The 25,998-nt window shown below is 70.0% G+C and carries 21 protein-coding genes; 15 read left to right on the forward strand and 6 right to left on the reverse strand.

Features of this window, described 5'->3' with window-relative positions; all coding sequences use genetic code 11:
• Positions 1–157: 157 nt before the first annotated feature.
• Positions 158–1,009, forward strand: a complete 852-nt coding sequence (locus tag ABD056_RS06230; protein WP_343865448.1) for an ion transporter — start codon at positions 158–160, stop codon at positions 1,007–1,009.
• A 30-nt stretch (positions 1,010–1,039) separates the two neighbouring features.
• Here ABD056_RS06230 and ABD056_RS06235 read toward each other — a convergent pair whose 3' ends face one another.
• Together ABD056_RS06235 and ABD056_RS06240 are read right to left on the reverse strand one after the other, a co-directional pair.
• A complete protein-coding gene (locus tag ABD056_RS06235) occupies positions 1,040–2,290 on the reverse strand; it encodes a CaiB/BaiF CoA transferase family protein (protein WP_343865450.1) in 1,251 nt (416 codons plus the stop codon).
• Between the two features lie 85 nt (positions 2,291–2,375).
• Entirely contained in the window at positions 2,376–2,957 is a 582-nt protein-coding gene (locus ABD056_RS06240; RefSeq protein WP_343865452.1) for a YdcF family protein, read from the reverse strand.
• Positions 2,958–3,043: 86 nt separating this feature from the next.
• Here ABD056_RS06240 and ABD056_RS06245 point away from each other — a divergent pair, with 86 nt between their 5' ends.
• Both ABD056_RS06245 and ABD056_RS06250 read left to right on the forward strand, forming a co-directional pair.
• A complete protein-coding gene (locus ABD056_RS06245) occupies positions 3,044–3,895 on the forward strand; it encodes a hypothetical protein (protein ID WP_343865454.1) in 852 nt (283 codons plus the stop codon).
• Positions 3,896–3,980: 85 nt separating this feature from the next.
• On the forward strand, positions 3,981–4,706 hold the full coding sequence (locus tag ABD056_RS06250) for a class I SAM-dependent methyltransferase (RefSeq protein ID WP_343865456.1): 726 nt from the start codon (positions 3,981–3,983) through the stop codon (positions 4,704–4,706).
• Positions 4,707–4,713: 7 nt separating this feature from the next.
• On the opposite strand, the gene ABD056_RS06255 is transcribed toward ABD056_RS06250, so the two are convergent.
• Both ABD056_RS06255 and ABD056_RS06260 read right to left on the reverse strand, forming a co-directional pair.
• On the reverse strand, positions 4,714–5,097 hold the full coding sequence (locus ABD056_RS06255; RefSeq protein ID WP_343865458.1) for a type II toxin-antitoxin system death-on-curing family toxin: 384 nt from the start codon (positions 5,095–5,097) through the stop codon (positions 4,714–4,716).
• Positions 5,094–5,324: an AbrB/MazE/SpoVT family DNA-binding domain-containing protein gene (locus tag ABD056_RS06260; RefSeq protein ID WP_343865460.1), complete on the reverse strand. Its 231-nt coding sequence runs from the start codon at positions 5,322–5,324 to the stop codon at positions 5,094–5,096. The genes ABD056_RS06255 and ABD056_RS06260 overlap by 4 nt, the downstream gene beginning before the upstream one ends.
• 142 nt (positions 5,325–5,466) lie before the next feature.
• Between ABD056_RS06260 and ABD056_RS06265 the strand changes: the two genes are divergently transcribed.
• The 9 genes from ABD056_RS06265 to glpK all read left to right on the forward strand — a co-directional run bounded on the left by ABD056_RS06265 (position 5,467) and on the right by glpK (position 20,625).
• Entirely contained in the window at positions 5,467–8,808 is a 3,342-nt protein-coding gene (locus tag ABD056_RS06265) for a transglutaminase family protein (RefSeq protein ID WP_343865462.1), read from the forward strand.
• Positions 8,809–8,871: 63 nt separating this feature from the next.
• Entirely contained in the window at positions 8,872–11,466 is a 2,595-nt protein-coding gene (locus ABD056_RS06270) for a circularly permuted type 2 ATP-grasp protein (RefSeq protein ID WP_343865464.1), read from the forward strand.
• Entirely contained in the window at positions 11,463–12,500 is a 1,038-nt protein-coding gene (locus tag ABD056_RS06275; RefSeq protein ID WP_343865466.1) for a transglutaminase family protein, read from the forward strand. Before ABD056_RS06270 ends, ABD056_RS06275 begins: the two co-directional genes overlap by 4 nt.
• Positions 12,501–12,791: 291 nt before the next feature.
• The gene (locus ABD056_RS06280; RefSeq protein WP_343865468.1) at positions 12,792–13,295 is read left to right on the forward strand and encodes a chemotaxis protein CheW; all 504 of its coding nucleotides are present in this window, start codon (positions 12,792–12,794) and stop codon (positions 13,293–13,295) included.
• 240 nt (positions 13,296–13,535) lie between these two features.
• On the forward strand, positions 13,536–15,215 hold the full coding sequence (locus ABD056_RS06285) for a methyl-accepting chemotaxis protein (protein WP_343865470.1): 1,680 nt from the start codon (positions 13,536–13,538) through the stop codon (positions 15,213–15,215).
• Between the two features lie 165 nt (positions 15,216–15,380).
• Entirely contained in the window at positions 15,381–16,091 is a 711-nt protein-coding gene (locus tag ABD056_RS06290) for a tetratricopeptide repeat protein (protein WP_343865472.1), read from the forward strand.
• Positions 16,092–16,093: 2 nt separating this feature from the next.
• Positions 16,094–17,461, forward strand: coding sequence for an outer membrane protein assembly factor BamB family protein (locus ABD056_RS06295; protein WP_343865474.1), 1,368 nt, complete (start codon positions 16,094–16,096; stop codon positions 17,459–17,461).
• Between the two features lie 12 nt (positions 17,462–17,473).
• Positions 17,474–18,928, forward strand: coding sequence for a ribosome biogenesis GTPase Der (der, locus tag ABD056_RS06300; RefSeq protein WP_343865476.1), 1,455 nt, complete (start codon positions 17,474–17,476; stop codon positions 18,926–18,928).
• Between the two features lie 230 nt (positions 18,929–19,158).
• Entirely contained in the window at positions 19,159–20,625 is a 1,467-nt protein-coding gene (gene glpK / locus ABD056_RS06305) for a glycerol kinase GlpK (protein WP_343865478.1), read from the forward strand.
• Positions 20,626–20,652: 27 nt separating this feature from the next.
• Here the strand turns inward: glpK and ABD056_RS06310 are convergent, their stop codons facing one another.
• Positions 20,653–21,210, reverse strand: a complete 558-nt coding sequence (locus ABD056_RS06310) for a DUF2087 domain-containing protein (protein WP_343865480.1) — start codon at positions 21,208–21,210, stop codon at positions 20,653–20,655.
• A 299-nt stretch (positions 21,211–21,509) separates the two neighbouring features.
• Between ABD056_RS06310 and ABD056_RS06315 the strand changes: the two genes are divergently transcribed.
• The 3 genes from ABD056_RS06315 (at position 21,510) to ABD056_RS06325 (ending at position 24,924) form a co-directional block, all read left to right on the forward strand.
• A complete protein-coding gene (locus ABD056_RS06315) occupies positions 21,510–23,195 on the forward strand; it encodes a cation:proton antiporter (RefSeq protein ID WP_343865568.1) in 1,686 nt (561 codons plus the stop codon).
• Positions 23,188–24,015, forward strand: a complete 828-nt coding sequence (locus ABD056_RS06320) for a universal stress protein (protein ID WP_343865482.1) — start codon at positions 23,188–23,190, stop codon at positions 24,013–24,015. The genes ABD056_RS06315 and ABD056_RS06320 overlap by 8 nt, the downstream gene beginning before the upstream one ends.
• Positions 24,016–24,153: 138 nt before the next feature.
• Positions 24,154–24,924, forward strand: coding sequence for a hypothetical protein (locus ABD056_RS06325; RefSeq protein ID WP_343865484.1), 771 nt, complete (start codon positions 24,154–24,156; stop codon positions 24,922–24,924).
• A gap of 72 nt (positions 24,925–24,996) precedes the next feature.
• Here the strand turns inward: ABD056_RS06325 and ABD056_RS06330 are convergent, their stop codons facing one another.
• A complete protein-coding gene (locus ABD056_RS06330) occupies positions 24,997–25,860 on the reverse strand; it encodes a hypothetical protein (RefSeq protein WP_343865486.1) in 864 nt (287 codons plus the stop codon).
• Positions 25,861–25,998: the final 138 nt, after the last annotated feature.

The following is a 25,998-nucleotide window of genomic DNA, read 5'->3' on the forward strand; positions in this document are numbered from 1 at the left end:
TGCACCGCCATTGGGGGAGAGTGGTCATCGTCATGGGATGCGGGCCGCGGCCGACCGGCGGCCGGCGCCCGCCGGCGTGCCCGACATGCCCGCTGCCCGCCGCCATCGGCGCGGGGCAGACGGGCCGGCGGCAGGCCGCGTCATCGTGGGGGATAGTATGGAAGCGTGCGTGGAACGGCCCGGCGTCATCGAGCGCGCCGGTCAGTGGGTGGAAAGTGCCAGGATCCAGCGGATCATCACCACCCTGATCATCATCAACGCCATCATTCTGGGGCTGGAGACGTCGCCGACCGTCACCAACGCCATCGGGCCGCTGATCGCCGCCATCGACCAGGCCATCCTCGGCGTGTTCATCGTCGAACTGGTGCTTCGCATCGCCTATCGCCGCGGCGCCTTCTTCCGCGACGGCTGGAGCCTGTTCGATCTGGCCGTGGTGCTGATCGCCGTGCTGCCGACCACGCCGGGCCTTGCGGTGCTGCGCGCCCTGCGCGTGCTGCGCGTGCTGCGCCTCATCACCGTGCTGCCGCGCCTGAAGATGATCGTCGCGGCGCTGCTGTCGTCGCTGCCGGGCCTCGGCATGATCGTCATGCTGCAGGCGCTGCTGTTCTATGTCGGCGCGGTGATCGCCACCAAGACCTTCGGCCCTGACTTCCCCGACTGGTTCGGCACCATCGGCGCCTCGCTCTACAGCCTGTTCCAGATCATGACGCTGGAAAGCTGGTCCATGGGCATCGTGCGGCCGGTGATGGAGAAGTTCCCGCTGGCGTGGTCGTTCTTCGTGCCGTTCATCCTGATCGCCACCTTCACCATGCTGAACCTGTTCATCGCGGTGATCGTCAACGCCATGCAGAGCCTGCACGAGGAAGAACGGGCGGAAATCGAGCGCGAAGTCGAGGAGGTCGCCCAGACCGCCACCGACACCGTGCTGGCCGAGCTGCAGAACCTGCGGGCGGAAATCGCCGCCCTGCGCGAGGAACAGCGGGCCACCCGCCAGCAGCCCGCCGAGTAAGCCGGACAAGCCGCCACCGGGCGCAGGGCGTCAGAGGATGCCCTGCGCCCGGTAGGCGGCCAGTTCCTCGTCAGTCAGGCCGCACAGCTTGCCGAAGATGTCGGCATTGCCTTCGCCGAGGTCCGGCCCCAGCCGCTCCACCCGGCCCGGCGTGGCGGTCAGGCGCGGCACCACGTTCGGCACCACCACCTCGCCCAGCAGGGCGTCGGCCATGCGCAGCAGGTTGCCGCGGGCGGCGAACTGCGGGTCGGCGAAGATGTCGGCGATGGTATTAATGGCGCCGCAGGGCACCTCCTCCGCCAGGCACAGGGCCATCACCTGATCGCGGTCGTGGGCGGCGGTCCAGGCGGCGACGGCGCCGTCCACCGCCGCGCGGTCGCTCAGCCGCGCCGCCACCTGCCCGTGGGAGGCGGCCAGATCGGCCCGCCGCATGGCGCGGGTCAGGCGCTCGAACATCTTGTCGTTGGTGCAGGCGATGGCCACCCAGTGGCCGTCAGCGCACTGGAAATGGCCGTGCGGGCAGGCGTTGAGCGTGCCCGCCCCTTCCGGCCCGCGCACCGTGCCTTCGTGGGCATAGCGCGGCGCCAGTTCATCGAGCACACGGAAGACGCTTTCGTATAGGCCGATGTCCACCTGCTGGCCCTCGCCGGTGCGGTCGCGGTGACGCAGCGCCACCAGCACCCCCACCGCCCCGAACAGGCCGCTCATGTAATCGGCGAGCGAGGTGGAGCCCGGCGTCACCGGCGGGCCGCCGGGCATGCCGGCCAGATGGGTCAGGCCGCCGACCGCATGGGCGATGCGGGCGAAGCCGGGGCGGTCGCGGTAGGGGCCGGTCTGGCCGTAGCCCGACACCCGCAGCATGACCAGGCCGGGGTTCACCGCCCGCAGGTCATCCCAGCCGAGGCCCCATTTCTCCAGCGTGCCGGGGCGGAAGTTCTCGCACACCACGTCGGCCTGCGCCGCCATCTGGCGGAACAGGGCCGCCCCCTTGGGATGACGCAGATCGAGGGTGACGGAGCGCTTGTTGCGCGCCTCCGACAGCCAGGCGAGGCTGTCGCCGCGCGCCGTCGGGGTGCCGAAGCGGCGGAACGGATCGCCGCCGCCGGGCTGCTCCACCTTGATCACCTCGGCGCCGAACTCGGCCAGGATGGCGGCGGCGTAGGGGGCGGCGATGAAGGTGGCGCAGTCGAGCACCCGGATGCCGGTCAGCGGCAGGGGCGCAGGCGCAGCGGCAGCGGCGGCGTCGGCAGCGGGAGCGGCGGGCTGGTCGGCGGCGGTCATCGGACGGTCTCCCCCTCAGGCAGTGCGGTGGCGCTGGCGGTGGCAGCGGCGGGCGATCTTGCGGCAGGTACCGGCGGCCGGCAAGTCAGCGCCGCGGCGCCCGCACCCGCACCAGATAGACAAGGCTCGCCGCCGCCTCGCGCAGGCTGTAGAGCCACCACGCAGGACTGAGCCGCGGCGGTGCCGGCGCCGCCTGGCCGTCGACGCTGATGCCGAGCGGCTGCGCCAGCCGGCGGAAGGTCCACAGGGCCCGCGGCAGGTGCACCGCATCGGTCACCACCACCAGCCGCCGCCAGTTGCGGGCGGCGGCGAGCGCCAGGGCCTCGCGCGCATTGCCGAGGGTATCCTGCGACACATCCTCCATCACCAGCGCCGTCGGCGGCACCCCGTGGCCGGCGGTGAGCAGGCGCGCCATGACCGCCGCCTCCGACACGCCGGAGGCGGAGGCCGAGGCCGCGCCGGTGGCACCACCGCAGACCATCAGGGCAGGTGCCACCCCCTGTCGCCACAGGCCGGCGGCATGCTCCACCCGGCGTTGAAGGGCCGGCGTCGGCGCCCCCTCAGAGGTCAGCTTCGCACCCAGAATAACAAGGCAATCCGCGGCTTTGCGGGGCGCCCGAGGGGGTGCCGGGGAAACTTCCGGAAGCGCCGCTTCTTCGATGGACATTTCGTAGTATTACCTCCATGATCGCCCTCCCGACAGAATACGCTGGTAGGCGTTCCGCCCGTACAATCCTCTGCCTGAGCCAAGAAATGGCCTCCGTTATCGGCATAACGCTGTTCCGCGAGAAGACGACGGTCCACAAGTTCACCTTCGACCTGCCGTCGGAGGGAGGTCAGGCCGCCATGTCGATCCGCTCCAACCGGATCGCCATGATGCTGAAGTCGGGCGACATCAGCGAAACCGTGGTCGTGCGGGGCCAGAACATTCCCTGCACCCTGCGCGCCGCCGCCATGGTGTACGACGCCTTCAGCCGCAATCCGTTCATCTTCAGCAAGGACGAGCCGGAAGACTGGGCTCCCCGCTGGGACCAGCGGATGTCGTCGTATGAACGGCAGTTCGTGCCGGAAACCTGGGTGTCGATCCACCACAACGGGCGGACCCTGTTCTCCACCAACACCTCGCGCCAGATCGATGCCATCGAGGCCCTGGCCCAGGGCGGCGACGTCAACGAACAGATCGTGCGCCGCGTCAGCCAGACCCTGTTCGGCAAGGACGAGGAATTCGTCGTCCAGCACGACAGCCAGACGGCGGTGGTGTTCACGCCCTTCAGCAGCTATCACCGCGCCGCCATCCTGGAACGCCGGGGCGGGCGCACAGGCTCCTTCGCCGTGTCGGTGCATCATCCGCCCAAGCCGAAGAAGCCGGTGCGCTACGACACCTTCATCCACTTCTGCGCCGACCTGATCGAGGCGGTGAACGTGCGCATGTTCCTTGACCGCATCAAGGCGATGATCGAGGAAAACCGCATCTCCGGCCCGCCCATCACGCCCGCCCAGGTGCAGGGCGCCATGACCCGCCGCAAGGAACTGGTCGCCTTCGCCAACGCCTTCGAGCGCGCCAACAAGGTGTCCTACCGGCCGGAACGGCCGGACCTGTTCTAGCCCCGCCCGGTCGGCGGCGCGTCGTTCCCGATTTCCTCGCCTCGCCGCCGTCCGCTATTGTCCGTTGGTCCGTTTGGTGAGTGCCATGGAACGCAGGAACAGCCGAGACGTCCTTTTCGAGGCCCTGGCCCTGGAAGACCGCGCCGTTGCCGACATCGGCTGCGGCGACGGCGGCCTCGCCCGCGCCCTGCGCAAGGCCGGCGCCGCCCGCGTCATCGGCATCGAATGCAGTCCCCGCCAGCTGGCCAAGGCCCGCGCCGCCGAGCCGGTGGACGGCGTCGTCATCATCGACGGCGTGGCCGAGGCCCTGCCGCTGCTCGCCTCCACCCAGGACGCGGTGGTGTTCTTCAACAGCCTGCACCACGTACCGCCGCAGCACATGGCCGGCGCCATGGCGGAAGCGGCGCGGGTGCTGAAGCCGGGCGGCCAGCTCTACTGCTCCGAGCCGGTGGCGCAGGGCCCGTTCTACGACCTCTGCCGCCTGGTGGACGACGAGCGCGAGGTGCGCGCCCTGGCGCACCGGGCGCTGCACGCCGCCCATGCCCACGGCCTGCATGTGGAGATGGAGACGGTCTTCACCCACACCGTGAAGATGCGCAGCTTCGAGGCCTTCCGCGACCGCATCATCAGCGCCAACAGCGACCGCGAAGCCCGCTTCGACGCCCACGAGGCGGAGCTGCGCACCCGGTTCGAGGAGCTGGGCACCCGCACCGACGACGGCTGGACCTTCGACCAGCCGACGCGGGTGACGGTGCTGCGCAAGGAACGGCGGGAAGACTGGGACCTGCACGCCCACGCCCGCGGCGTGTGAGCCGGCCTCAGGCCAGGCGCTGGCGGATCCAGGCGGCGAGGTCGGTTCCGTTCAACTGGCCATCCGCCAGCGACCAGATGACGGGCGCCAGTTCCTGGCTGTTGCTGTTCAGCCGCGCCCCGTTGAGGCGCAGAAAGGTGAGCATGCAGATGGTGCCCGTCCGCTTGTTGCCGTCGACAAACGGGTGATTGCGGACGATCGCCTCGCAATAGGCGGCCGCGAGGTCCGCCACATCGGGCTCGCCATAGGCAGCCAGATGCTGCGGCCGCGCCAGTGCCGACTCCAGCAGGCCAGGGTCACGGGTACCACTCGCACCGCCATGCTGTGCGATCTGGAGTTCGTGAACCTGGACGGCGAACTTCGGCGATATCCAGCGCCACTCCGCCGTCATTTCGCAAGATCGCGCAGAGCGTCGCGATACTCCTCCATGACCTCAAGGCCGATGGCCATCTGCTCGGCAAGGTCGGCGTCGGCCGCGGTCAGGCGGTAACCGTCGGGGGTCTCGGTCAGGTAGAGGCTTTCGCCGCTGACGACATTCAGCCGCGAGATCGCTTCCTCAGGCAGAACCACGGCCAGCTTGCCGCCGACCCTGGTCATTTCCAGCTGATAGATTCCCATCGCTCCGTCTCCTCGACCCGATGCATAAGAGATACGTCGGCACGCGCCCCACGGCAACCACCTCCTTTCCCCATTGCCCGCCCGCTGGGCATCGTGCATCGTTGACTGCATATTGAGCAGCAAGGAAAGGGGATCAGGGGGAATGAGCATCCGGGTCGCGCTGCGTCACCGCACGTCCTACCGCTACGACCGGCTGGTGTCGCTCAGCCCGCAGGTGATCCGCCTGCGGCCGGCGCCGCACTCGCGCACCAAGGTGCTGTCCTACGCCCTGACCATCCACCCCAAGGGCCACTTCCTCAACTGGCAGCAGGACCCGCAGTCCAACTGGCTGGCCCGCGTGGTCTTCCCCGAGAAGGTGCGGGAATTCTCCATCGACGTCGATCTGGTGGCGGAGATGGAGACGGTGAACCCCTTCGACTTCTTCCTGGAGCCGCAGGCCGAGCACTGGCCCTTCGACTACGACCCCATCCTGGCGGAGGAACTGCGCCCCTTCCGCCGCTGCGAGCCGGCCGGTCCCAAGCTGGCGGCGTGGCTGGCGAGCGTCCCGCGCGAGAAGACCCAGACCACCAGCTTCATCGTCGGCCTCAACCAGCGCCTGCAGCAGGAGATCAAGTACCTGGTCCGCCTGGAGCCGGGCGTGCAGACCTGCGAGGAGACGCTGACCAAGCTGTCCGGCTCCTGCCGCGATTCCGGCTGGCTGCTGGTGCAGATCCTGCGGCACCTGGGCTTCGCGGCGCGCTTCGTGTCGGGCTACCTGATCCAGCTGGTGGCCGACGAAAAGCCCATCGACGGCGGCCCCGCCGGCACCGACCACGACTTCACCGACCTGCACGCCTGGGCCGAGGTCTACCTGCCCGGCGCCGGCTGGATCGGCCTTGACCCCACCTCGGGCCTGCTGGCGGGCGAGGGCCACATCCCGCTTGCCGCTACCCCCGACACGCCATCCGCCGCCCCCATCACCGGCGGCGTCGACGAGTGCGAGACCGAATTCGGCTTCGAGATGAGCGTCGCGCGCATCCACGAGACGCCGCGCGTCACCAAGCCCTACACGCCGGAGCAGTGGGCCGCCATCGAAGCCCTCGGTCATCGGGTGGATGCCGACCTGAGGGCCGGCGACGTGCGGCTGACCATGGGCGGCGAGCCGACCTTCGTCGCCGCCTTCGACATGGATTCGGCGGAATGGAACACCGCCGCCGTCGGCCCCACCAAGCGCCTCTACGCCGCCGACCTGATCCGCCGCCTGCGGGCCCGCTTTGCGCCGGGGGGCATGCTGCTCTACGGCCAGGGCAAATGGTATCCGGGGGAGAGCCTGCCGCGCTGGGCCTTCCACCTCTACTGGCGGCGCGACGGCAAGCCGCTGTGGCGCGACCTGTCCAACTTCGCCGACGAGACCGACCGCCCCGACAGCACCATCGCCGATGCCGAGCGGCTGATGTACGCCATCGCCGACGGGCTGAAGCTGGACGGCAATGCCATCCATCCCGCCTATGAGGATGCCGGCCACTTCCTCGCCCGCGAGGCACGCCTGCCGGACAACGTCGACCCCTTCGACAGCAAGCTGAAGGACCCCGAGGAACGCGCCCGGCTGGCCCGGGTGTTCGGGCGCGGGCTCGACCAGCCGGTGGGCTATGTGCTGCCGGTGCAGCGCTGGCAGGGAGCGGCGGAAGCGCCGCGGTGGCAGACGGAGGTGTGGCGCTTCCGCACCGGCCGCATGGTGCTGCACCCCGGCGACAGCCCGGTCGGCCTGCGCATGCCGCTGGACGGCCTGCCGTGGGTGCCGGCGTCGAGCTACCCCTACGTCGTCGAGGCCGACCCCTTCGCCCCGCGCGGCGATCTGCCGGAGCCCCGCGACCTGGAACGGGAGCCCCGCGACCTGGAGAGGGCACCCCGCGACCCCGACCAGCGCCACCTGCAGGGCGCCCCCGCCGCCATCGAGCGGCCGCAGCACCCGCAAAGCCACACCGCCGGCCGCGCCGTCCGCACCGCGCTCGCCATCGAGCCGCGCGACGGCCGCCTGCACGTCTTCATGCCGCCGACGGAAACCGCCGACGACTACATCGCCCTGATCGCCGAGATCGAAGCGGCGGCGGTGCGCTGCCGCCTGCCGGTGACCATCGAGGGCTATCCGCCGCCGCGCGACCCGCGCCTCAACAGCATCTCCGTCACCCCCGACCCCGGCGTGATCGAGGTCAACATCCACCCCGCCGCCAGCTGGGACGACGCCGTCGCCATCACCACCGGCCTTTACGAAGATGCCCGCGCCTGCCGGCTGGGGACGGAGAAGTTCCTCATCGACGGCCGCGCCAGCGGCACCGGCGGCGGCAACCACATCGTGCTCGGCGGCGCCACCGCCGGCGACAGCCCGTTCCTGCGCCGGCCCGACCTGCTCGGCAGCCTGATCCGCTACTGGCAGGCGCACCCGAGCCTCAGCTACCTGTTCTCGGGCATGTTCATCGGCCCCACCAGCCAGGCGCCGCGCATCGACGAGGCCCGCAACGACAGCGTCTATGAAATGCAGATCGCCCTGTCGCAGCTGCCGCCGGCGACGGCGCAGGCGGCGCCGTGGGTGGTCGACCGGGCGCTGCGCCACCTGCTGGCCGACCTGACCGGCAATACCCACCGGTCGGAAATCTGCATCGACAAGCTCTACTCCCCCGACAGCGCCACCGGCCGCCTGGGGCTGGTGGAGTTCCGTTCGTTCGAGATGCCGCCGCACGCGCAGATGAGCCTGGCCCAGCAACTGCTGCTGCGGGCCTTGATCGCGTGGTTCTGGCGCGAGCCCTTCACCCGCCCCCTCACCCGCTGGGGCACCCGCCTGCACGACCAGTTCATGCTGCCGCATTACGTGGAGCGCGACTTCCACGACGTGCTGGCCGACCTGTCCCGCGCCGGCCATGCCTTCGATCCGGCGTGGTTCGCGCCGCATGTGGAGTTCCGCTTCCCCCGCTATGGCGAGGTGGTCCACGACGGCGTCCACCTGGAACTGCGGCAGGCGCTGGAACCGTGGCTGGTGCTGGGGGAGGAACCGGGCGTCGGCGGCACCGTCCGCTATGTCGATTCGAGCGTCGAGCGCCTGCAGGTGAAGGTGTCCGGCCTCAACCCGCAGCGCCATGTGGTCACCTGCAACGGCCGCCGGGTGCCGCTGCAGCCCACCGACCAGCAGGGCGTCCACGTCGCTGGCGTGCGCTTCCGGGCGTGGCAGGCGGCGGCCAGCCTGCACCCGACCATCGGCGTCCACGCGCCGCTGGTGTTCGACCTGCTGGATGCCTGGAACGAGCGGTCGCTGGGCGGCTGCACCTATCACGTTGCCCACCCCGGCGGCCGCAACTACGACACCACCCCCATCAACTCCTACGAAGCGGAGGCGCGGCGGCTCGCGCGGTTCTATCCCTTCGGCCATACCCCCGGGCGTAAACCCGCACCCCCGACGGAGTATAATCCCGACTTCCCTTGCACGCTGGATATGCGCTTTACTCCGCAATGAGCGGAGATGCGGCGAGGCCGGCGCACGGGGTGCCGGCCGCCGCCGTAGTGGGGACCGACCGTCATGCCGGTGCTGGACACCAAAGGACGCATGGGCCGCGACGGCCAGGGCGTGCTGCCCGGCTTCTCGCACATCGGCTATGGCACCTTCCGCGGCACCTACGACGAGATGGTGGACGAGGCCGGCGCCGCGCGGCCGCACTGGCGCACCTTCGTCGAAAGCCTGGGGCAGCTGTCGGAAGCGGAGATGCGCGCCCGCTGGGAACGCGGCCAGCGGCTCATCCGCGACAACGGCGTCACCTACAACGTCTATGGCGACCCCGAGGGCATGGACCGGCCGTGGCAGCTGGACCCGCTGCCGCTCATCATCAACAGCAAGGAATGGGCCTATCTTGAGACGGCGCTGAAGCAGCGCGCCACCCTCATGAGCCTCATCCTCGCCGACCTCTACGGGCCGCAGCGGCTGCTGACGGAAGGGCTGCTGCCGCCGGCGCTGGTGTTCGCCAACCCGGCCTTCCTGCGCCCGCTGCACGGCGCCCAGGGGCAGGCGGGCAAGCAGCTGCAGTTCTACGCCGCCGACGTCGCCCGCAGCCCCGACGGCACCTGGTGGGTGGTCGGCGACCGCACCGAGGCCCCCTCGGGCGCCGGCTATGCGCTGGAAAACCGCATCATCGTCAGCCGCGTGCTGCCGGACTTCTACCGCACCGCCAACGTCCACCGGCTGGCCGGCTGGTTCCTGAAGGCGCGCGACGCCCTCATCGGCCTGTCGCCACGCAACCCGGACAATCCGCGCGTCGTCGTGCTGACCCCCGGCCCCTACAACGAGACCTACTTCGAACACGCCTACCTGGCCCGCTACATGGGCCTGACGCTGGTGGAGGGCGAGGATCTGACGGTGCGCGACACCCGCGTCTACCTGAAGACCATGGAAGGCCTGAAGCCGGTGGAGGTGATCCTGCGCCGCACCGACGGCAGCTATTGCGACCCGCTCGACCTGCGCAACGACTCGACGCTGGGGGTGCCGGGGCTGGTGGGGGCGGTGCAGGCGGGGACGGTGGCGGTGGCCAACGGCCTCGGCTCCGGCCTGATCGAGAGCCCTGCCTTCATGCCCTTCCTGCCCGGCCTCTGCCGCCACCTGCTGGGGGAAGAGCTGCGCATGCCCGGCGTCGCCTCGTGGTGGTGCGGGCAGGAGAAGGAACGCGCCTACGTTCTCGCCAACCTGCACCGGCTGGCGGTGCGGCCGGCCTTCACGGTGCAGGCGCCGATCACCGATGCCTCGCGCCTGTCCGCCACCCAGCGCGCCAGGCTGACGGAGCAGATCAAGGCCGCCCCCTACCTGTGGGTGGCGCAGGAAGCGGTGCACCTGTCCACCGCCCCGGCGTGGGTGGAAGGGCGGCTGGAGACCCGCGCCGTCACCCTGCGCTGCCACGCCGTCATGACCCGCACCGGGCCGGAGATCATGCCGGGCGGCCTCTGCCGCACCACCGCCCCGGGCACCCTGTCGCTGTCCATGCAGCACGGCGGCGGGTCGAAGGATACCTGGGTGCTGTCGGACGAGCCGGTCAGCCACGTTAGCCTGCTGCGCAGCCGCAACGCCCCGGCCAAGACGGTGCGCGGCAGCCGCGACCTGCCGAGCCGGGTGGCTGACAACACCTTCTGGCTCGGCCGCTACCTGGAGCGGTGCGAGGATACCACCCGCGTGCTGCGGGCCGCCATGAGCCGCGCCGTCGAAGGCTCGGCCGGCGGCGGCGACCCGGAACTGGCGGTGGTGCTCGACCTGTTCACCATGCTCGGCCACCTGCCGCAGGATCTCGACCGCCACACCCCCATGGCGCAGGACGAGGCCATCCGCCTGCTCATCGCCGGCAACACCGATCCCGCCTCCTTCGTCGGCCTGCGCGGCATCGTGCAGAACATGCAGCGGGTGGCGACTGTGGTGCGCGACCGCCTGTCGCTGGACACCTGGCGGTCCATCAACCGCCTGAGCGAAGGCCTGTCCGCCTTGCCCGCCGGCGAGCCGCCCAGCGCCGACGAGATGCTCGGCCTGCTCAACGACACCATCATGATCCTGTCGGCGCTGTCGGGCCTGTGCAGCGAGAACATGACCCGCGGCCCCGGCTGGCGGTTCATGGACGTGGGGCGACGGGTGGAACGCGGCCTGCACAGCCTGGACCTGCTGTCGGCCCTGCTGTTCTCGCCGCCCGACGACGTGGGGCCGGCGCTTGACGTGGTGCTCGACCTGTCGGACAGCGTGATGACCTACCGCGCCCGCTATCTGGCGGCGCCGCAGGTGGTGCCGGTGCTCGACCTGCTGCTGGTTGACGAGACCAACCCGCGCTCCCTCGGCTTCCAGCTGGCGCGGCTGATGGACCACGCCGACGCCCTGGCGCCCTACCGCGCCGACCGCATGTTCACCCCGGAACAGCGCATCATCATGGGCCTGCTGACCGGCGCCCGCACCCTCGACCCGGCGCTGGTGACCCTGGCCGACCCGCGCGAGGGCGAGGTGCGGCTGATCGACCTCATCGGCACCATGCGCAGCGGCCTGTGGGATTTCTCCGAGACCCTGACGCGGCAGTATTTCGTCCACGCCGCCGAGGTATCGGAGCCCCTGTCGCCCTTCGTCGAGCTGCTGGCGGCCAAGGATCGCACGTCATGACCGACCAGCAGCAACCCGTCGCCACGGCGCTCGACCAGCAGCAGCAGCGCGAGGAAATCGCGGCGGCGGCGGCAGCGGCGGCGGCCGATCCGACGGCGCCGGTGACCTACCGGGTGACGCACGAAACCCGCTATGCCTATACCCAGCCGGTGACCATCAGCCATCACCTGGCCCACCTGCGGCCGCGCCAGCTGGCGACCCAGCAGGTGCACAGCCACCGCCTGACCATCACCCCGCCGCCGGGCAGCCAGCAGGAACGGCGCGACTACTTCGGCAATGCCGCCTGCTACTTCACCATCGACGAAACCCACGAGTCGTTGAGCGTGGTGGCCGAAAGTCTGGTGACGGTGGCGCCGCCCCGGCCGCCCGATGCCGCCCGCACGCCGCCGTGGGAAGCCGTGCGCGACCTGGTGCGCGACGCCCGCCGCCGCGACCTGCTGGATGCCTGCCAGTACACCTTCGCCAGCCCCGGCGTGCCGCTGCCGGAGGCGGTGCTGGCCTATGCCGGCAAGAGCTTCCGCCCCGGCCGGCCGATCCTGGAGGCGGTGCTTGACCTCACCCACCGCATCCACGGCGAATTCACCTACGACCCGACCGCCACCACCGTGGCGACGCCGCTGGCCGAAGTGCTGAAGAACCGCCGCGGCGTGTGCCAGGATTTCGCCCACCTGCAGATCGCCTGCCTGCGCGCCCTGGGGCTGCCGGCCCGCTATGTCTCGGGCTACGTGCTGACGCGCTCCCTCGACGACATCGACCGCATGCTGGAAGGCGGCGATGCCAGCCATGCCTGGCTGGCGGTCTACCTGCCCGACGGCGGCTGGGTGGATGTGGACCCCACCAACGACAAGCTGACCACCCGCGAACACGTCACCCTGGCCTGGGGGCGCGATTTCGGCGACGTCAGTCCGCTGAAGGGGGTGATGATGGGCGGCGGCGCCCACAGCGTCAGCGTCGGCGTGACGGTGGCGCCGGTGCCGCGGGGGGCGGAGCCGCCGCGCCCCGGCGCCCAGGCCCAACAGCAGCAACAACAGTAACGAGCAGGTACCGGGGCACCTTCCCCTTCCGGTATGCATGCCGGCCGAAAGGCGCAAGAACCCTGCCGAAATGTCTGGCAGCGGGGGCCGAAACGGGGCAATATCCAGCCTGATCCAATCCGCCGGCCAACCGCGCGCTGCGGCCGCCGCATCCATGCGTCGGGGCAGAGGGGCGCCGGGCAGAGGGCATCGGGCGGAAGGATCGCCGGCCGCCGGTAGCGCGGCGACGTCAAGGCGAAGCCGCCGACACCCTGCCGGCCAGGCCGCAGACCGCGAGTTGAGAGGGAAGACATGACCGATTTGGCCCCCGCCTCCCAGAGCCGCGCCCTGGCAACCACCGAATCCCACCGCGGCGGGCTGCAGTCCGTGGCCGAGCAGGTGTTCGTCACCGTCTACGTCGCCGACCAGCTGTTCGGTCTGGCGGTGGAACGGGTGCAGGACATCCTGATCCCGGAAAAGATCGCCCGCATCCCGCTGGCGCCGCCGGAAGTGGCCGGCTCCATCAACCTGCGCGGCCGCATCGTCACCGTCATCGACGTCCGCACCCGCCTCGGCCTGCCGCCCAAGAAGACCAAGGGCAACATCATGTGCGTGACGGTCGAGCAGGGGCAGGAACTCTACAGCCTTCAGGTCGACAGCGTCGGCAACGTGCAGAGCCTGCCGGTCAGCCGCATCGAGCCCAACCCCTCCACCCTCGACCCGCGCTGGCGCGGCATTTCCTCCGGCGTCGTGCGGCTGGAGGAGGAACTGATGGTGGTGCTGGACATCGACGCCTTCCTCGACTTCACCGACTGAAGCGAATATTAGAACAGACTGAATAAAGGCCCGACCGGATGTCGGGCCTTTTACTTTCGGGATAAGGCCCGGGCGACGAACGTATAACATTGTTTCCTGGGAGTATTGAAACGCGGACGCTGATCACCCGCACCACTTTACACTTCGTGAACTTCTCCTATGGTATTAGCTCATACAGGGGAACATGCACTGCGTAGCAGCCCGTCCCGAGGCCGCCCGGTGCCAGTGGTGGAGCGTGTGGTGAAGAACATCAAGATCAGCGCCAAGCTGTGGCTTATCGTCGCCACGGCCCTTCTGGGCGTGGCCGTCCTGGTGACGGTTGCCCTGGTCAGTCTGCAGTCCACCTTGATGGAGGACCGCAAGATGAAGACCCGCAACCTCATCGAAGCGGCCCATACCGTCATTGAAAGCTACGCCGCCAAGGCGCGCAGCGGCGCCATGACGGAAGAGGAAGCCAAGGCCCGCGCCGTCGAGGCGGTGGGCGCCATGAAGTACGAGAACGGCGCCGAATACTTCTTCATCGTCGGTTTCGACGGCATCGCGGCCTACCACCCCAATCCGAAGCTGAACGGCACCGACATGTCGGGCATCAAGGACCCGACCGGCAAGACCATGATTGCCGAGATGATCCAGGTCGCCCGCAGCACCGGCGAGGGCTATGTCGGCTACATGTGGCCGAAGACCCAGGGCGCCGAGCCGATCGACAAGCTCTCCTACGTCAAGGCCATGCCGGAATGGAAGTGGCTGGTCGGCACCGGCATCTACATCGACGACGTGTCGCGCGCCTTCTGGGAACAGGCCGCCACCCTGGCGGTGGTGGTGCTGGCAGTGCTCGGGGCCATGATCGCCCTGTCGGTCTTCGTCGCCCGCAGCATCACCACCCCGGTGAAGGCGCTGACCGCCTCCATGAGCGGCCTCGCCGGCGGCAACCACAACGTCGAGGTGATCGGCACCGACCGCAAGGACGAAGTGGGCGACATGAGCCGCGCCGTGCTGGTGTTCAAGGACAGCATGATCCGCGCCGACCAGCTGGCCGCCGAGCAGGAGCGCGAGCGTGCCGCCCGCGAGGCCCGCGCCAGCCGCATCGAGGCGCTGACCAGCAGCTTCGGTACCGATGTCGACCGCCTGCTGGAAGCGGTGGCCGCCGCCACCACCCAGCTGACCTCCACCGCCCAGAGCATGTCGTCCATCGGCGAGGAAACCACCCGCCAGGCGACCGCCGTCTCCGCCGCCTCGGAACAGGCCTCGGCCAACGTGCAGACGGTGGCGAGCGCCGCCGAGGAACTGTCGGCCTCCATCACCGAGATCGGCCGCCAGGTCAACCACTCCAGCGCCATCAGCCGCGCCGCCGCCGACGAGGCCAAGCGCACCAACGACATCGTGCAGGGCCTCGCCCGGTCGGCGGAACGCATCGGCGAGGTGGTCAGCCTCATCAACGACATCGCCGACCAGACCAACCTGCTGGCGCTCAATGCCACCATCGAGGCGGCCCGCGCCGGCGAGGCGGGCAAGGGCTTCGCCGTCGTCGCCAACGAGGTCAAGAGCCTGGCCGGTCAGGTCGGCCGCGCGACGGAAGAAATCAGCCAGCAGATCGCCCAGGTGCAGACCGAAACCACCACTGCGGTCAGCGCCATCCAGACCATCGTCCGCACCATCGAGGAAGTGAACGAGGTCGCCTCCGCCATCGCCGCGGCGGTGGAGCAGCAGAACGCCGCCACCCACGAGATCAGCCGCAACGTCCAGGAAGCCGCGGCCGGCTCGCAGGAGGTGTCGCGCAACATCGTCGGCGTCACCCACGCCGCCAACGAGACCGGCAGCGCCGCCAGTCAGGTGCTGTCCGCCTCGGAACAGATGTCGCAGCAGGCCGACCGCCTGAACAGCCTGGTGTCGCGCTTCCTGAACGACGTGCGCGCCGCCTGAGGCCGCACCGACCCACCACGTCCGCCGGCGGAGCGCCCGTATGGGCCTCCGCCGGTTGTCGTTTCGGCGCCGCCAGCGGGGCCTGCCGGCGGTGATTGCCTTACCCCCTGACACGGCTTATGTTTGGCGCTCGATTTTCCGCTGGTATTCGTGCAGGAGCATCGCGTGGCCGACCGTCGCGAAGACGCCACCCAGGAAGCATTGTTCCGTGAGGTGGATGAGGACCTTCGTCATGAACAGATGGCAAGGCTGTGGAAGAAGTATGGCGGCGTCGTCATCGCCGCCGCCCTTGCCGTCGTGTTGAGCGTTGCCGGCTACCAGGGCTGGCAGGCGTGGCAGGGGTCCGTGCGTCAGACCGAGGCGGCCCAGTATGCCGATGCCATGCGCCTGCTCGACGCCAACCAGCCGCAGCAGGCGGCCGAGGCGCTGGAGGCCCTGGCCCGCGACGGCGGCACCGGCTACGGCCCGGTGGCGGCCCTGCGCCGCGCCGCGCTGCTGGCCGAACAGGGCGACAGCGCCGGCGCCATCAGCCAGTGGCAGGCCCTGGCCGGCGACCGCTCCGTCGATGCGCCGTTCCGCGATCTCGCCCGCCTGCTGGCGGTGATGCACCAGCTGCAGGCCTCCGGCGAGGCGGTGGCGGTCGATGCCCTGGCCGCCGACCTGCAGCCGCTGACCGATCCGGCCAACCCGTTCCGCTTCTCGGCGCTGGAACTGTCCGCCGTGCTGGCCCTGCGCCAGGGCGACGAGGGCCGCGCCCGCGACCTTTACACCTCGCTGGTGAACGACGGCGGCACCCCGCAGGGCGTGCGTTCCCGTGCCCGCCAGATGCTGGCCGCCCTGGGCGGCGCCCCCGCCGACGCCAACCAGGAGGGCTGACGATGACCCACGCCACCGCCGCCCGGCCCGCCCGCCGCGGCACCCGCACCCGCCGCCTTGCCGTCGCCGCCGTGGCGGCGCTGCTGCTGCCCGCCCTGACCGCCTGCGAAAGCTGGCTCGGCGACAAGGAAACGCCGCCGCTGCCGGGCAAGCGCATCAGCGTGCTGCAGATGCAGACCGGCCTTGAGGCCGCCCAGGCGCCCGACGTCGACATCCTGGTGCCGCCGCCCGAGCCCAACGCCGACTGGCCGCAGGCCGGCGGCCTCGCCCACCACGCCATGCAGCACATGGTGGTGGCGGAGCATCCGCGGCAGGCGTGGCGCGCCGGCATCGGCGCCGGCGCCACCTCGCGCGATCGCCTGCTGGCCCAGCCCATCGTGGCCGACGGCCGCGTCTACACCATCGACACCGAGGCGGTGGTGCGGGCCTTCGACCTGCGCAACGGCGACCGCCTGTGGAGCGCCGACCTGGTGCCCGACGACGAGGACACCACCACCCTGCTCGGGGCCGGTGTCGCCTACGCCAACGGCCGCGTCTTCGCCGCCACCGGCCTCGCCGAAGTGGTGGCCCTGGATGCCGCCACCGGCGCCGAGGTCTGGCGCACCCGCGTGCCGGCGCCGATGCGCGCCGCGCCGACCCACGACGGCGGCCGCGTCTTCGTGGTGACGGTGGACAACACCGCCCTCGCCCTTGCCGCTTCCGACGGCCGGGTGCTGTGGAGCCAGCCGGGCGTCGGCGAGGCCACCGGCATCCTCGGCGGCGCCGCCCCGGCGGTGGACGCCGGCGTCGTCATCGCCCCCATGCGGTCCGGCGAAGTGCTGGCCCTGACCGTCGACACCGGCCGCCCGCTGTGGTCGGACAGCGTCATCGCCGCCGGCCGCACCGACGGCGCCGCCAGTCTGGCCGACATCAATGCCCGCGCGGTGCTGGACGACGGCCGCGTCTATGTGGTCAGCGCCTCCGGCCTGATGACCGCCATCGACCTGCGCACCGGCCGCCGCATCTGGGAACTGCCGGTCGCCGGCATCGAACAGCCGTGGCTGGCCGGGCGTTTCCTCTACGTCCTGACCACCGACAGCGACCTTGCCGCGGTGGAGGCCCGCACCGGCCGCGTGCTGTGGGTCACCGCCCTGCCGCAGTGGGAGAACCCGGGCAGCCGCAAGGGCCGCATCGTATGGTCGGGGCCGGTGCTTGCCTCCGACCGCCTGATCATCGCCGGCAGCCACGGCGAGGCCATGACCGTCAGCCCCTACACGGGCGAGGTTCTCGGCCGCGAATCCATGCCGTCCGGCGTGACCATCGCTCCGGCGGTGGCGGACGGCACCCTTCTGTTCCTGACGAACGGCGCCGACCTCGTCGCCTATCGCTGATTTAGAGACCCCATGACCTTTACCGTCGCCATCATCGGCCGCCCCAACGTCGGCAAGTCGACCCTCTTCAACCGGCTGGTCGGCCGCAAGGAAGCCATCGTGCATGACTTCCCGGGCGTCACCCGCGACCGCAAGGAACGCAAGGCCAGCCTGCTCGGCCTCGACTTCCGGGTGATCGACACCGCCGGCCTGGAGGAGGCGGACCCGGAAAGCCTCGCCGGCCGCATGAGCGCCATGACGCTCGGCTCGCTGTCGCAGGCCGATGTGGTGCTGTTCCTGTTCGACGCCCGCGCCGGCGTCACGCCCATGGACGAGCATTTCGCCGACGTGCTGCGCAAGCAGCCGACGCCGGTGGTGGTGGTCGCCAACAAGTGCGAAGGCCGCGCCGCCGAGGCCGGCATGATGGAAGCCTACGGCTTCGGCCTGGGCGAGCCGGTGGGCATCTCGGCCGAACACGGCACCGGCATGGGCGACCTGCTGGAAGCCCTGCTGCCCTACGCCCGCGCCCATGCGGCTGAACGCGGCGAGACCCTGTTCGGCGAGGAGCCCGAGACGCCTGTCCTGACGGCGGAGGAACAGGCGGCGCTGGACGACGAATCGCTCGGTGCCGACGAAGATCCCAGCCTGCCGGCGGTGCGGACCGAGGAAGACGTGACCAAGCCGCTGCGGCTGGCCATCGTCGGCCGCCCCAACACCGGCAAGTCCACCTTCGTCAACGCCCTCATCGGCCAGGAACGGCTGCTGACCGGGCCGGAGGCGGGCGTCACCCGCGATGCCATCTCGGTGGACTGGACCTACAAGGACCGCGCCATCGAACTGGTGGACACCGCCGGCCTGCGCCGCAAGGCCCGCATCCAGGAAAGCCTGGAACGGCTGTCGGTGGGCGATACGCTCCATGCCGTGCGCATGGCGGAAGTGGTCATCCTGATGATCGACGCCAACATGGTGATGGACAAGCAGGACCTCACCATCGCCCGGCTGGTGATCGAGGAAGGCCGCGCCCTGGTCATCGCCGTCAACAAGTGGGACGCCGCCGAGGACCGCGCCGCCTCGCTCCAGCGCCTGAACGACCGCCTGGAAGCCAGCCTGCCGCAGGTGCGCGGCATCCCGACGGTCACCCTGTCGGCCATCCGCGGCCAGGGGCTCGACAAGGTGATGGACGCGGTGCTGAAGGTGCATCGCATCTGGAACACCCGCGTCTCCACCTCGGCCCTGAACCGCTGGCTGGAGCACACGCTCACCCGCCATCCGCCGCCGCTGTCCAAGTCCAAGCGCCGCATCAAGCTGCGCTACATGACCCAGCCCAAGGCGCGGCCGCCGACTTTTGCCGTGTCGTGCTCGCGGCCGGAAGATCTGCCGGAAGCCTATGTGCGGTATCTGGTGAACGGCCTGCGCGAGGACTTCGGCCTGGCCGGCGTGCCCATCCGCATGCACTTCCGCAAGCCGAAGAACCCCTACGTCGACTGACGCCGACCCGCCGCCCGGCACAGGGCGACCACTCTCCCGCTTGCGCGGGGCGGGCCAACCCGCCCCGAAGCGAGCACTGAGCGAGCGGCCAAGGGCGCGCAAGCGCCCGCCCGGCGAGGGACAAAACAAAGGCGCGGGGCGGGCCTCCCCGCCCCGAAGCGAGCATTGAGCGAGCGGCCAAGGGCGCGCCAGCGCCCGCCCGGCGAGGGACAAACCAGAAGGAGCCCGCCATGCACATCCTCGCCATCGACCAGGGCACCACCTCCAGCCGCGCCATCGTGTTCGACGCCGACGGGCAGCCGCTGGCCGTCGCGCAGCGGGAGTTCCCGCAGCACTACCCCGCGCCCGGCTGGGTGGAGCACGACCCGGAGGACATCTGGACATCCACCGTCGCCTGCGTGCGCGAGGTGCTGGAGCGGGCGGGCGATCAGGTGGGCGCCATCGGCGTCACCAACCAGCGCGAGACCACCGTGGTGTGGGACCGCCGCAGCGGCCGGCCGCTGCACAACGCCATCGTCTGGCAGGACCGCCGCACCGCCGATACCTGCCACCGCCTGCGCGAGGCCGGTGTAGAGACGGAGGTGACGCAGCGCTCCGGCCTCATCGTCGATCCCTATTTCTCCGCCACCAAGGCCGCCTGGGTGCTGGACCATGTGGAGGGGGCGCGGTTGCTGGCGCAGCAGGGCGACCTGTGCTTCGGCACCATCGACAGCTTCCTGATCTGGCGCCTGACCGGCGGCCGGCGCCATGTCACCGACGCCACCAACGCCTGCCGCACCGCCCTGTTCAACCTGCGCACCCAGGATTGGGACGATGCCCTGTGCGACATCTTTCGGGTGCCGCGCGCCATGCTGCCGCAGGTGCTGGACAGCGCCGCCGACTTCGGCACCACCGACCCCGACACCATCGGCCGCGCCCTGCCGATCCTGGGGGTGGCGGGCGACCAGCAGGCGGCGGCGGTGGGACAGGCCTGCTTCACCCCCGGCACCATCAAGAGCACCTACGGCACCGGCTGCTTCGTCATCCTCAACACCGGCGACACTCCCATCGAGTCCCACAACCGGCTGTTGACCACCGTCTGCTACCGCCTGAACGGCAGGCCGACCTATGCCATCGAGGGCTCCATCTTCGTGTCCGGCGCCGCCGTGCAGTGGCTGCGCGACAAGCTGGGGCTGATCCGCTCCGCCGCCGAGACGGAGGCCATCGCCGCCGCCCTGCCCGACAACCGCGGCGTCTATCTGGTGCCCGCCTTCACCGGCCTGGGGGCGCCGCACTGGGTGCCGGAGGCGCGCGGGGCATTATCCGGCCTCACCCGCGATACCGGCCGCGACGAGATCGTGCGGGCGACGCTGGAGGCGGTCGCCTACCAGACCCGCGACCTGTTCCAGGCCATGGCCCAGGACGGCATGGCGCCGCAGACCCTGCGGGTGGATGGCGGCATGGCGGTGAACGACTGGCTGATGCAGTTCCTGGCCGACACCCTGGACGTGCCGGTGGACCGCCCGCGCGTGACCGAGACGACGGCGCTCGGCGCCGCCTATCTGGCGGGGCTGCAGGCCGGGCTTTACACCGGCCTGGACGACATCGCCGGCCGCTGGGGCCTCGACGCCCGGTTTACCCCGGCCATGGCGGCGGAAACCCGGCGGCGAAACCTGGCGGGGTGGGACAAGGCGGTGGGCCGGGTGGCGGCGCCGTAACGCCGCCGCCCGTCCTGGCGCCGGCCCCTAAGACGGCTGGCGCCGCTTCAGGTGGCGGATGAGCGCCAGCGCCTCGGCCGGCGGCGGCTGCTCGATGCGCCAGTAGCGGCGCCCCCCGACGGTACGGCCGAGCATGCCGGCATCGACCATGCTCCGCCGCAGCAGGGCATAGTCGCCGAAGTCGTGCAGTGCGGTCAGCGCCTCGTTGAGGTCGGCCTCGCTGAGGTCGTCGCCCGCCGGCAGCCGCGCCCACAGCGCCCACAGGCACAGCAGGCGATGGCCGGCACGCGACGGCCACCGCAGCAGGCGGCCGTCGGCATCGAAGTGGCGCGCCGCCCGCTCCACCCGCCGATGATCCACCGCCGGTTCCGGCGGCAGGGCGGCGGCGGGCAGGCGCTCCAGCCGGTCGCGGGCGGCATGCTCGGCCCGCAGGTGCTGGATGTTGCGGAAGCCGATGGCGCGCGACAGCATGTTCAGCAGCTGGACATGCCCCGGCGGAGTGCCACAGGCGGCAAGGTCGCGGCCGAGGGAGCGGGCGAGCGCCGACAGGTCGGGCGCGACGAAAGGCAAGCTTTGTCTGGTCATGGGAATCCCCTGGCAGTGCCGCAGGGACCGCATGGGTCCGTCGTTGGTCGCTGTCTTACGACTCGGCACGGGACAAGGGTTCGGGCGAGTGCTGGCAAACAGGCAGGTTTAGCACCCCGCGAAGGGGCAGCGACGCCTCGGTGAACTGCCGACCGTGCCCCGTTCATACACCCGCCGCCGCCGGGCTTCAACGGTGCTTTGTGCCCGCCGCGGTTGCCAAGGCCCCAGGATCATTGAGAAGATCAATCCGGCATCCATATGGCGTGCATCGGATCGAGGCGGGGGTTCCCTTGGAAAGCGTGTTTCATGAACTGTCGGTGATCCTGCTGTTCGCCACGGCGGTGGGAGCGGTGGGGCTGCTGTTGCGGCAGCCGCTGCTGGTGTCGTTCATCGCCGCCGGCATCCTGGCCGGGCCGTCGGTGCTGGGGCTCGGGATGGCCGATGCGCACCTGGAGCTGCTGGCGCAGTTCGGCATCTCCATCCTGCTGTTCATCGTCGGCCTGAAGCTGGACATCCACCTCATCCGAACCATGGGCGCGGTGGCGCTGACCACCGGCCTCGGGCAGGTGATCTTCACGTCGGTGTTCGGCTTCTTCATCTGCCTGGCGCTCGGCATTTCGCCGCTGGCGAGCCTGTACATCGCCGTCGCCATCACCTTTTCGTCCACCATCATCATCGTCAAGCTGCTGTCCGACAAGGGCGAGATCGACGCCCTGCACGGCCGCGTGGCGCTCGGTTTCCTGATCGTGCAGGACATCGTGGTGGTGCTGGTGATGGTGGTGGTCTCGGCGCTGGCCGCCGGCACCGCGGAGGATGGCGCCGGCGGCATGGTGCTGCAGGTGGCGGCGGTGTTCGCCAAGGGCGCCGTGATGGTGGCGGTGGTGGCGCTGTTCATGAAGTACGTGGCGCAGCGCCTGCTCGACCGGCTGGCGACCTCGCCCGAGCTGATGGTGCTGCTGGCCGTCGGCCTGGCGGCCGCCTTCGCCTCGGGGGCGGAGATGCTGGGCTTCAGCATGGAGCTGGGCGCCTTCCTGGCCGGCGTGGCGCTGGCCTCCACCACCTACCGCGAGGTCATCGGCGCCCGGCTCAATGCCCTGCGCGACTTCATGCTGCTGTTCTTCTTCATCTCCCTCGGCGCCCACATGGACCTGTCGACGGTGCGCGACCAGATCGTGCCGGCGGCCGTGCTGTCGGTCTTCGTGCTGGTGGGCAACCCGCTGATCGTGCTGGTGATCATGGGCCTCATGGGCTACCGCAAGCGCACCGGCTTCCTGGCAGGCCTGACGGTGGCGCAGATCAGCGAGTTCTCGCTCATCTTCATGGCGATGGGCTTGAGCCTCGGCCACGTCACCAACCAGGACGTCGGGCTGGTGACGCTGGTGGGCGTGGTGACCATCGGCCTGTCCACCTACATGATCCTGTATTCGCATCAGCTCTATCCGAGGCTGGAGAAGCTGCTCGGGGTGTTCGAGCGCCGCGTGCCGCACCGCGAGGTGGCGCAGGAAGCGGCCGCCGCCCCCGCCCATGCCGACGTCATCCTGTTCGGCCTCGGCCGCTACGGCAGCAACATCGGGCGCGAGCTGCGCCAGCGCGGGATGAGCGTGCTGGGGGTGGACTTCGACCCAGAGGCGGTGCAGCAGTGGACGCGCCAGGGCCACCCGGCGCTCTACGGCGATGCCAGCGACCCCGATTTCGCCGCCACCCTGCCGCTGCAGGACAAGCAGTGGGTGGTGACCGCCGTGCCGGCGCAGCAGTCGTCCACCGCCGGCGGCGACCCCAGCGAGACCCTGGTGCGCAGCCTGCGCAGCAGCGGCTATCGCGGCCGCATCGCCGTCACCGCCCACCGCGCCGGCGACGTCACCCGCCTGCGCAAGGCGGGCGCCGACGTGGTATTGCTGCCCTTCGCCGATGCCGCCCACCATGCCGTGGAAGTCATCACCGGCCGCGCCGCCGACATCGAGACGCGAGGAGTCGAGCATGCATGACCGCCGCCCGGCCAGCATTCTGGTCGCCACCGACATGTCCATGCGGTCGGACCGGGCGCTCACCCGCGCCATGGACCTCGCCGCCGGCTTCGGCGCCAGTCTGCTGGTGCTGCATGTGGTCGACGAAGACCTGCCGGCGCCGGTGCGCGACCTGCTCTGCGAGCAGAGCCGCCGCCTGCTGCTGGAACAGGTGGCCGCCCTGCCGCAGGCCAAGGCCGTGCCGTGGCAGGTGGAGGTGGTGCCGGGGGTGGACGTCGCCGCCATCGTCGACCGGGCGGAAGCCGTGCAGGCCGGTCTGGTGGTGCTCGGCGCCCACCGTGAGCGCAGTTTCCGCGGCATCATCTTCGGCACCACGACGGAGCGGGTGATGCACAGCGGCACCGCCCCGGTGCTGGTCGCCCACGGCGCCTATCGCGGTCCCTACCGTCACGTGCTGGCGGCGGTGGACGGATCGCCGGCGTCGCTGCGGGCGGTGACGGCGGCCCTGCGCTGCTGGCCGGAGGCGGCGGTGCAGGCGGTGCATGTGCTCGACCTGCCGGGCGGCGCGGCGGCGGCCGGCGATGCGGTCGAACAGGCCGCCGACCGCCTGCGCCCGGCCCTCGACCGGCTGGCGCAGGAGGTCGGCCGGCGGCCCGACCTGGTGGTGGAGATCGGCGACGTCGACACCGTGCTGCGCAGCCTCGCCACCCGCTACGCCGCCGACCTGGTGGCCGTCGGCACCACCGGCGGCAACCCGTCGCTGCGCACGCTGCTCGGCGGCACCACGGAACGCATCCTGCAAAGCGCCCCCTGCGACGTGCTGGTGGTTCCGCCCGGCTGACCGCCGCCGCCACCGCCGGAACGGAAAGCGGTATTGCAGCACCGCCTTGGGAGTATCCCTGCCTCTCCTGGAGTTGACTTGCGACCGGATGAAGCTACCTTCGATGGCAGGTTCATCACCACACAGGGGGAGGTCGCCATGGCGAACGACTGGGGAAAAGAGTGGAAGACGACCAAGGAGAAGTTCGAGAAGCTCACCGGCAAGAAGAAGCCGGCGGAGAAGGTGCTCGGCATGTTCCGCAAGTCCTCGGGCATCGAGGGGGCCCTGAAGGACTGTGACAAGGCCGATGTCGCCGTCGCCGACAAGCGCGGCGGCGCCGCCCCGACCGAGAAGGAAATGGAGGCCTACAAGGCCGCCAAGAAGAAGTACGACAGCACCGCCGCTACCTACATCAAGTCGCTGGACGACGCGATGAAGGCCGACAAGGGCGCCGACCCGGCCTATGCCAATGCGCTCAAGCTGCTGAAGGCGGACCTGAAGGCCATTTCCGCCCGCATGGACTCGTTCATCGCCGGCAAGGTCGCCCAGGTGGAGCAGCTGTCGGCGACCGAAATGACCATCAAGAACATGATGGTCAACATCAACTCGGCGCTGAAGAAGGCCAAGCTGGCCTACACCCAGGTCATCAACGAGCCGACAGCGGCGAATTACAACGCCCAGTTCCCGAAGGCGGCGCGCGACATCACCCAGCAGCTGGCCAACATCGTCAAGTTCCGCGCCAAGGGGCAGGAAATCCCCGGCGTGCCGGTCGCCAACCCCGACAAGGAGGCGAAGGCGCTGGAGGACTGGAACACCAACTTCAAGAAGCTGCCCGACACCGCCAGCCCGGACGACGTGAAGAAGGCCATCACCGCCTTCGCCCTGGCCTGCAAGGACGTCTCCACCTGGATGAAGAGCAAGACGGCGTGATCCTGCCGTCCGTCACCGCCTGAGCGGCACGCCCGGCCGACCCGCAGGCCGCCGGGCGCATCCGCCGCCGGATCAGCCGATGAGGGCCAGAACCTCCTGCAGGTAGCCCTTGAACTTCTTGATCTCCGGCACCTGCTTGGCAAGGAAGTTGGCGTGCATCTGCACCGCTTCCTCCTCCGTCTGACCGCGCTTCTGCATCTGCTCCTGCAGCATCTCGCCCCACTTGCCGGGGGAATGGTTGGCGCCGTATTCACGCACCGGCGGGAAGAAGACGTCCATGGCCTTGCCCTTGAACACCGGGTCGCGCAGGTCGGGGAAGTCCTTGAGGATCTGGTCCCAGTTCTTGCACTGGGTGCAATAGCCGCGCGCGCCGCCGTCGCCGGTGGCCAGCTTCAGCAGGTTCGCCTTGGTGGGGCTGCCCTTGAAGGTCGCGATGTCGCTGAGGAACAGGTCCACCTTCTGCACGCCCTTGGTCAGGATCGGCTTGAGGGCGCCGCGCACCGAAGCCTCGATCTTCTTGCGCTCGGTGCGGTATTCGTCCTCGAACGCCTGCTCGAAGGCGAGCACCTGCTTGCCGTAGCTGTCGGCGGCATCGGCGATGGCCTTGCAGGCCTGAGCGGCCGATTTGGGGATCAGCTTCTCCTTGCTGAACTTGCCGGCCCAGGTGTTGGCCAGCGACCCCGCATCCTTTGAGGCGCGGGCGATGTTCTTTACCTTCGACGGATAGGACTTCTTCGCGACCTCGTAAGCCGCGTCGATGGCGCCGAGCGAGGAGTGCTTCTTGAACTCGAATTCGCTCCACGTCACGGCATCATGCAGTTTCTGAAGCTGCTTCAGCATGTCGCCGATGCCGGTCGACTTGGTCTTGGCGACCAGCGGCTTCTTCTTGTCCCAGTCCTTCTGGGTCAACGTGACGGGATAATCAATCTTGGCCATGGCTTGCCCCCCTTTGCTATGTCGTCCACCCCTGGACGATCCCCACCGAAACGATACGCCAAATGGTAGAAAGAACAAGGCACCGCCGACGGCACCGCACCACCGTTTCGCCACCGCTGCGGCAGGCACCGCCCTGCG

The sequence above is a fragment of the Caenispirillum bisanense genome, assembly GCF_039523075.1.
In the GTDB taxonomy this organism is placed as follows: Bacteria; Pseudomonadota; Alphaproteobacteria; order Rhodospirillales; family Rhodospirillaceae; genus Caenispirillum; species Caenispirillum bisanense.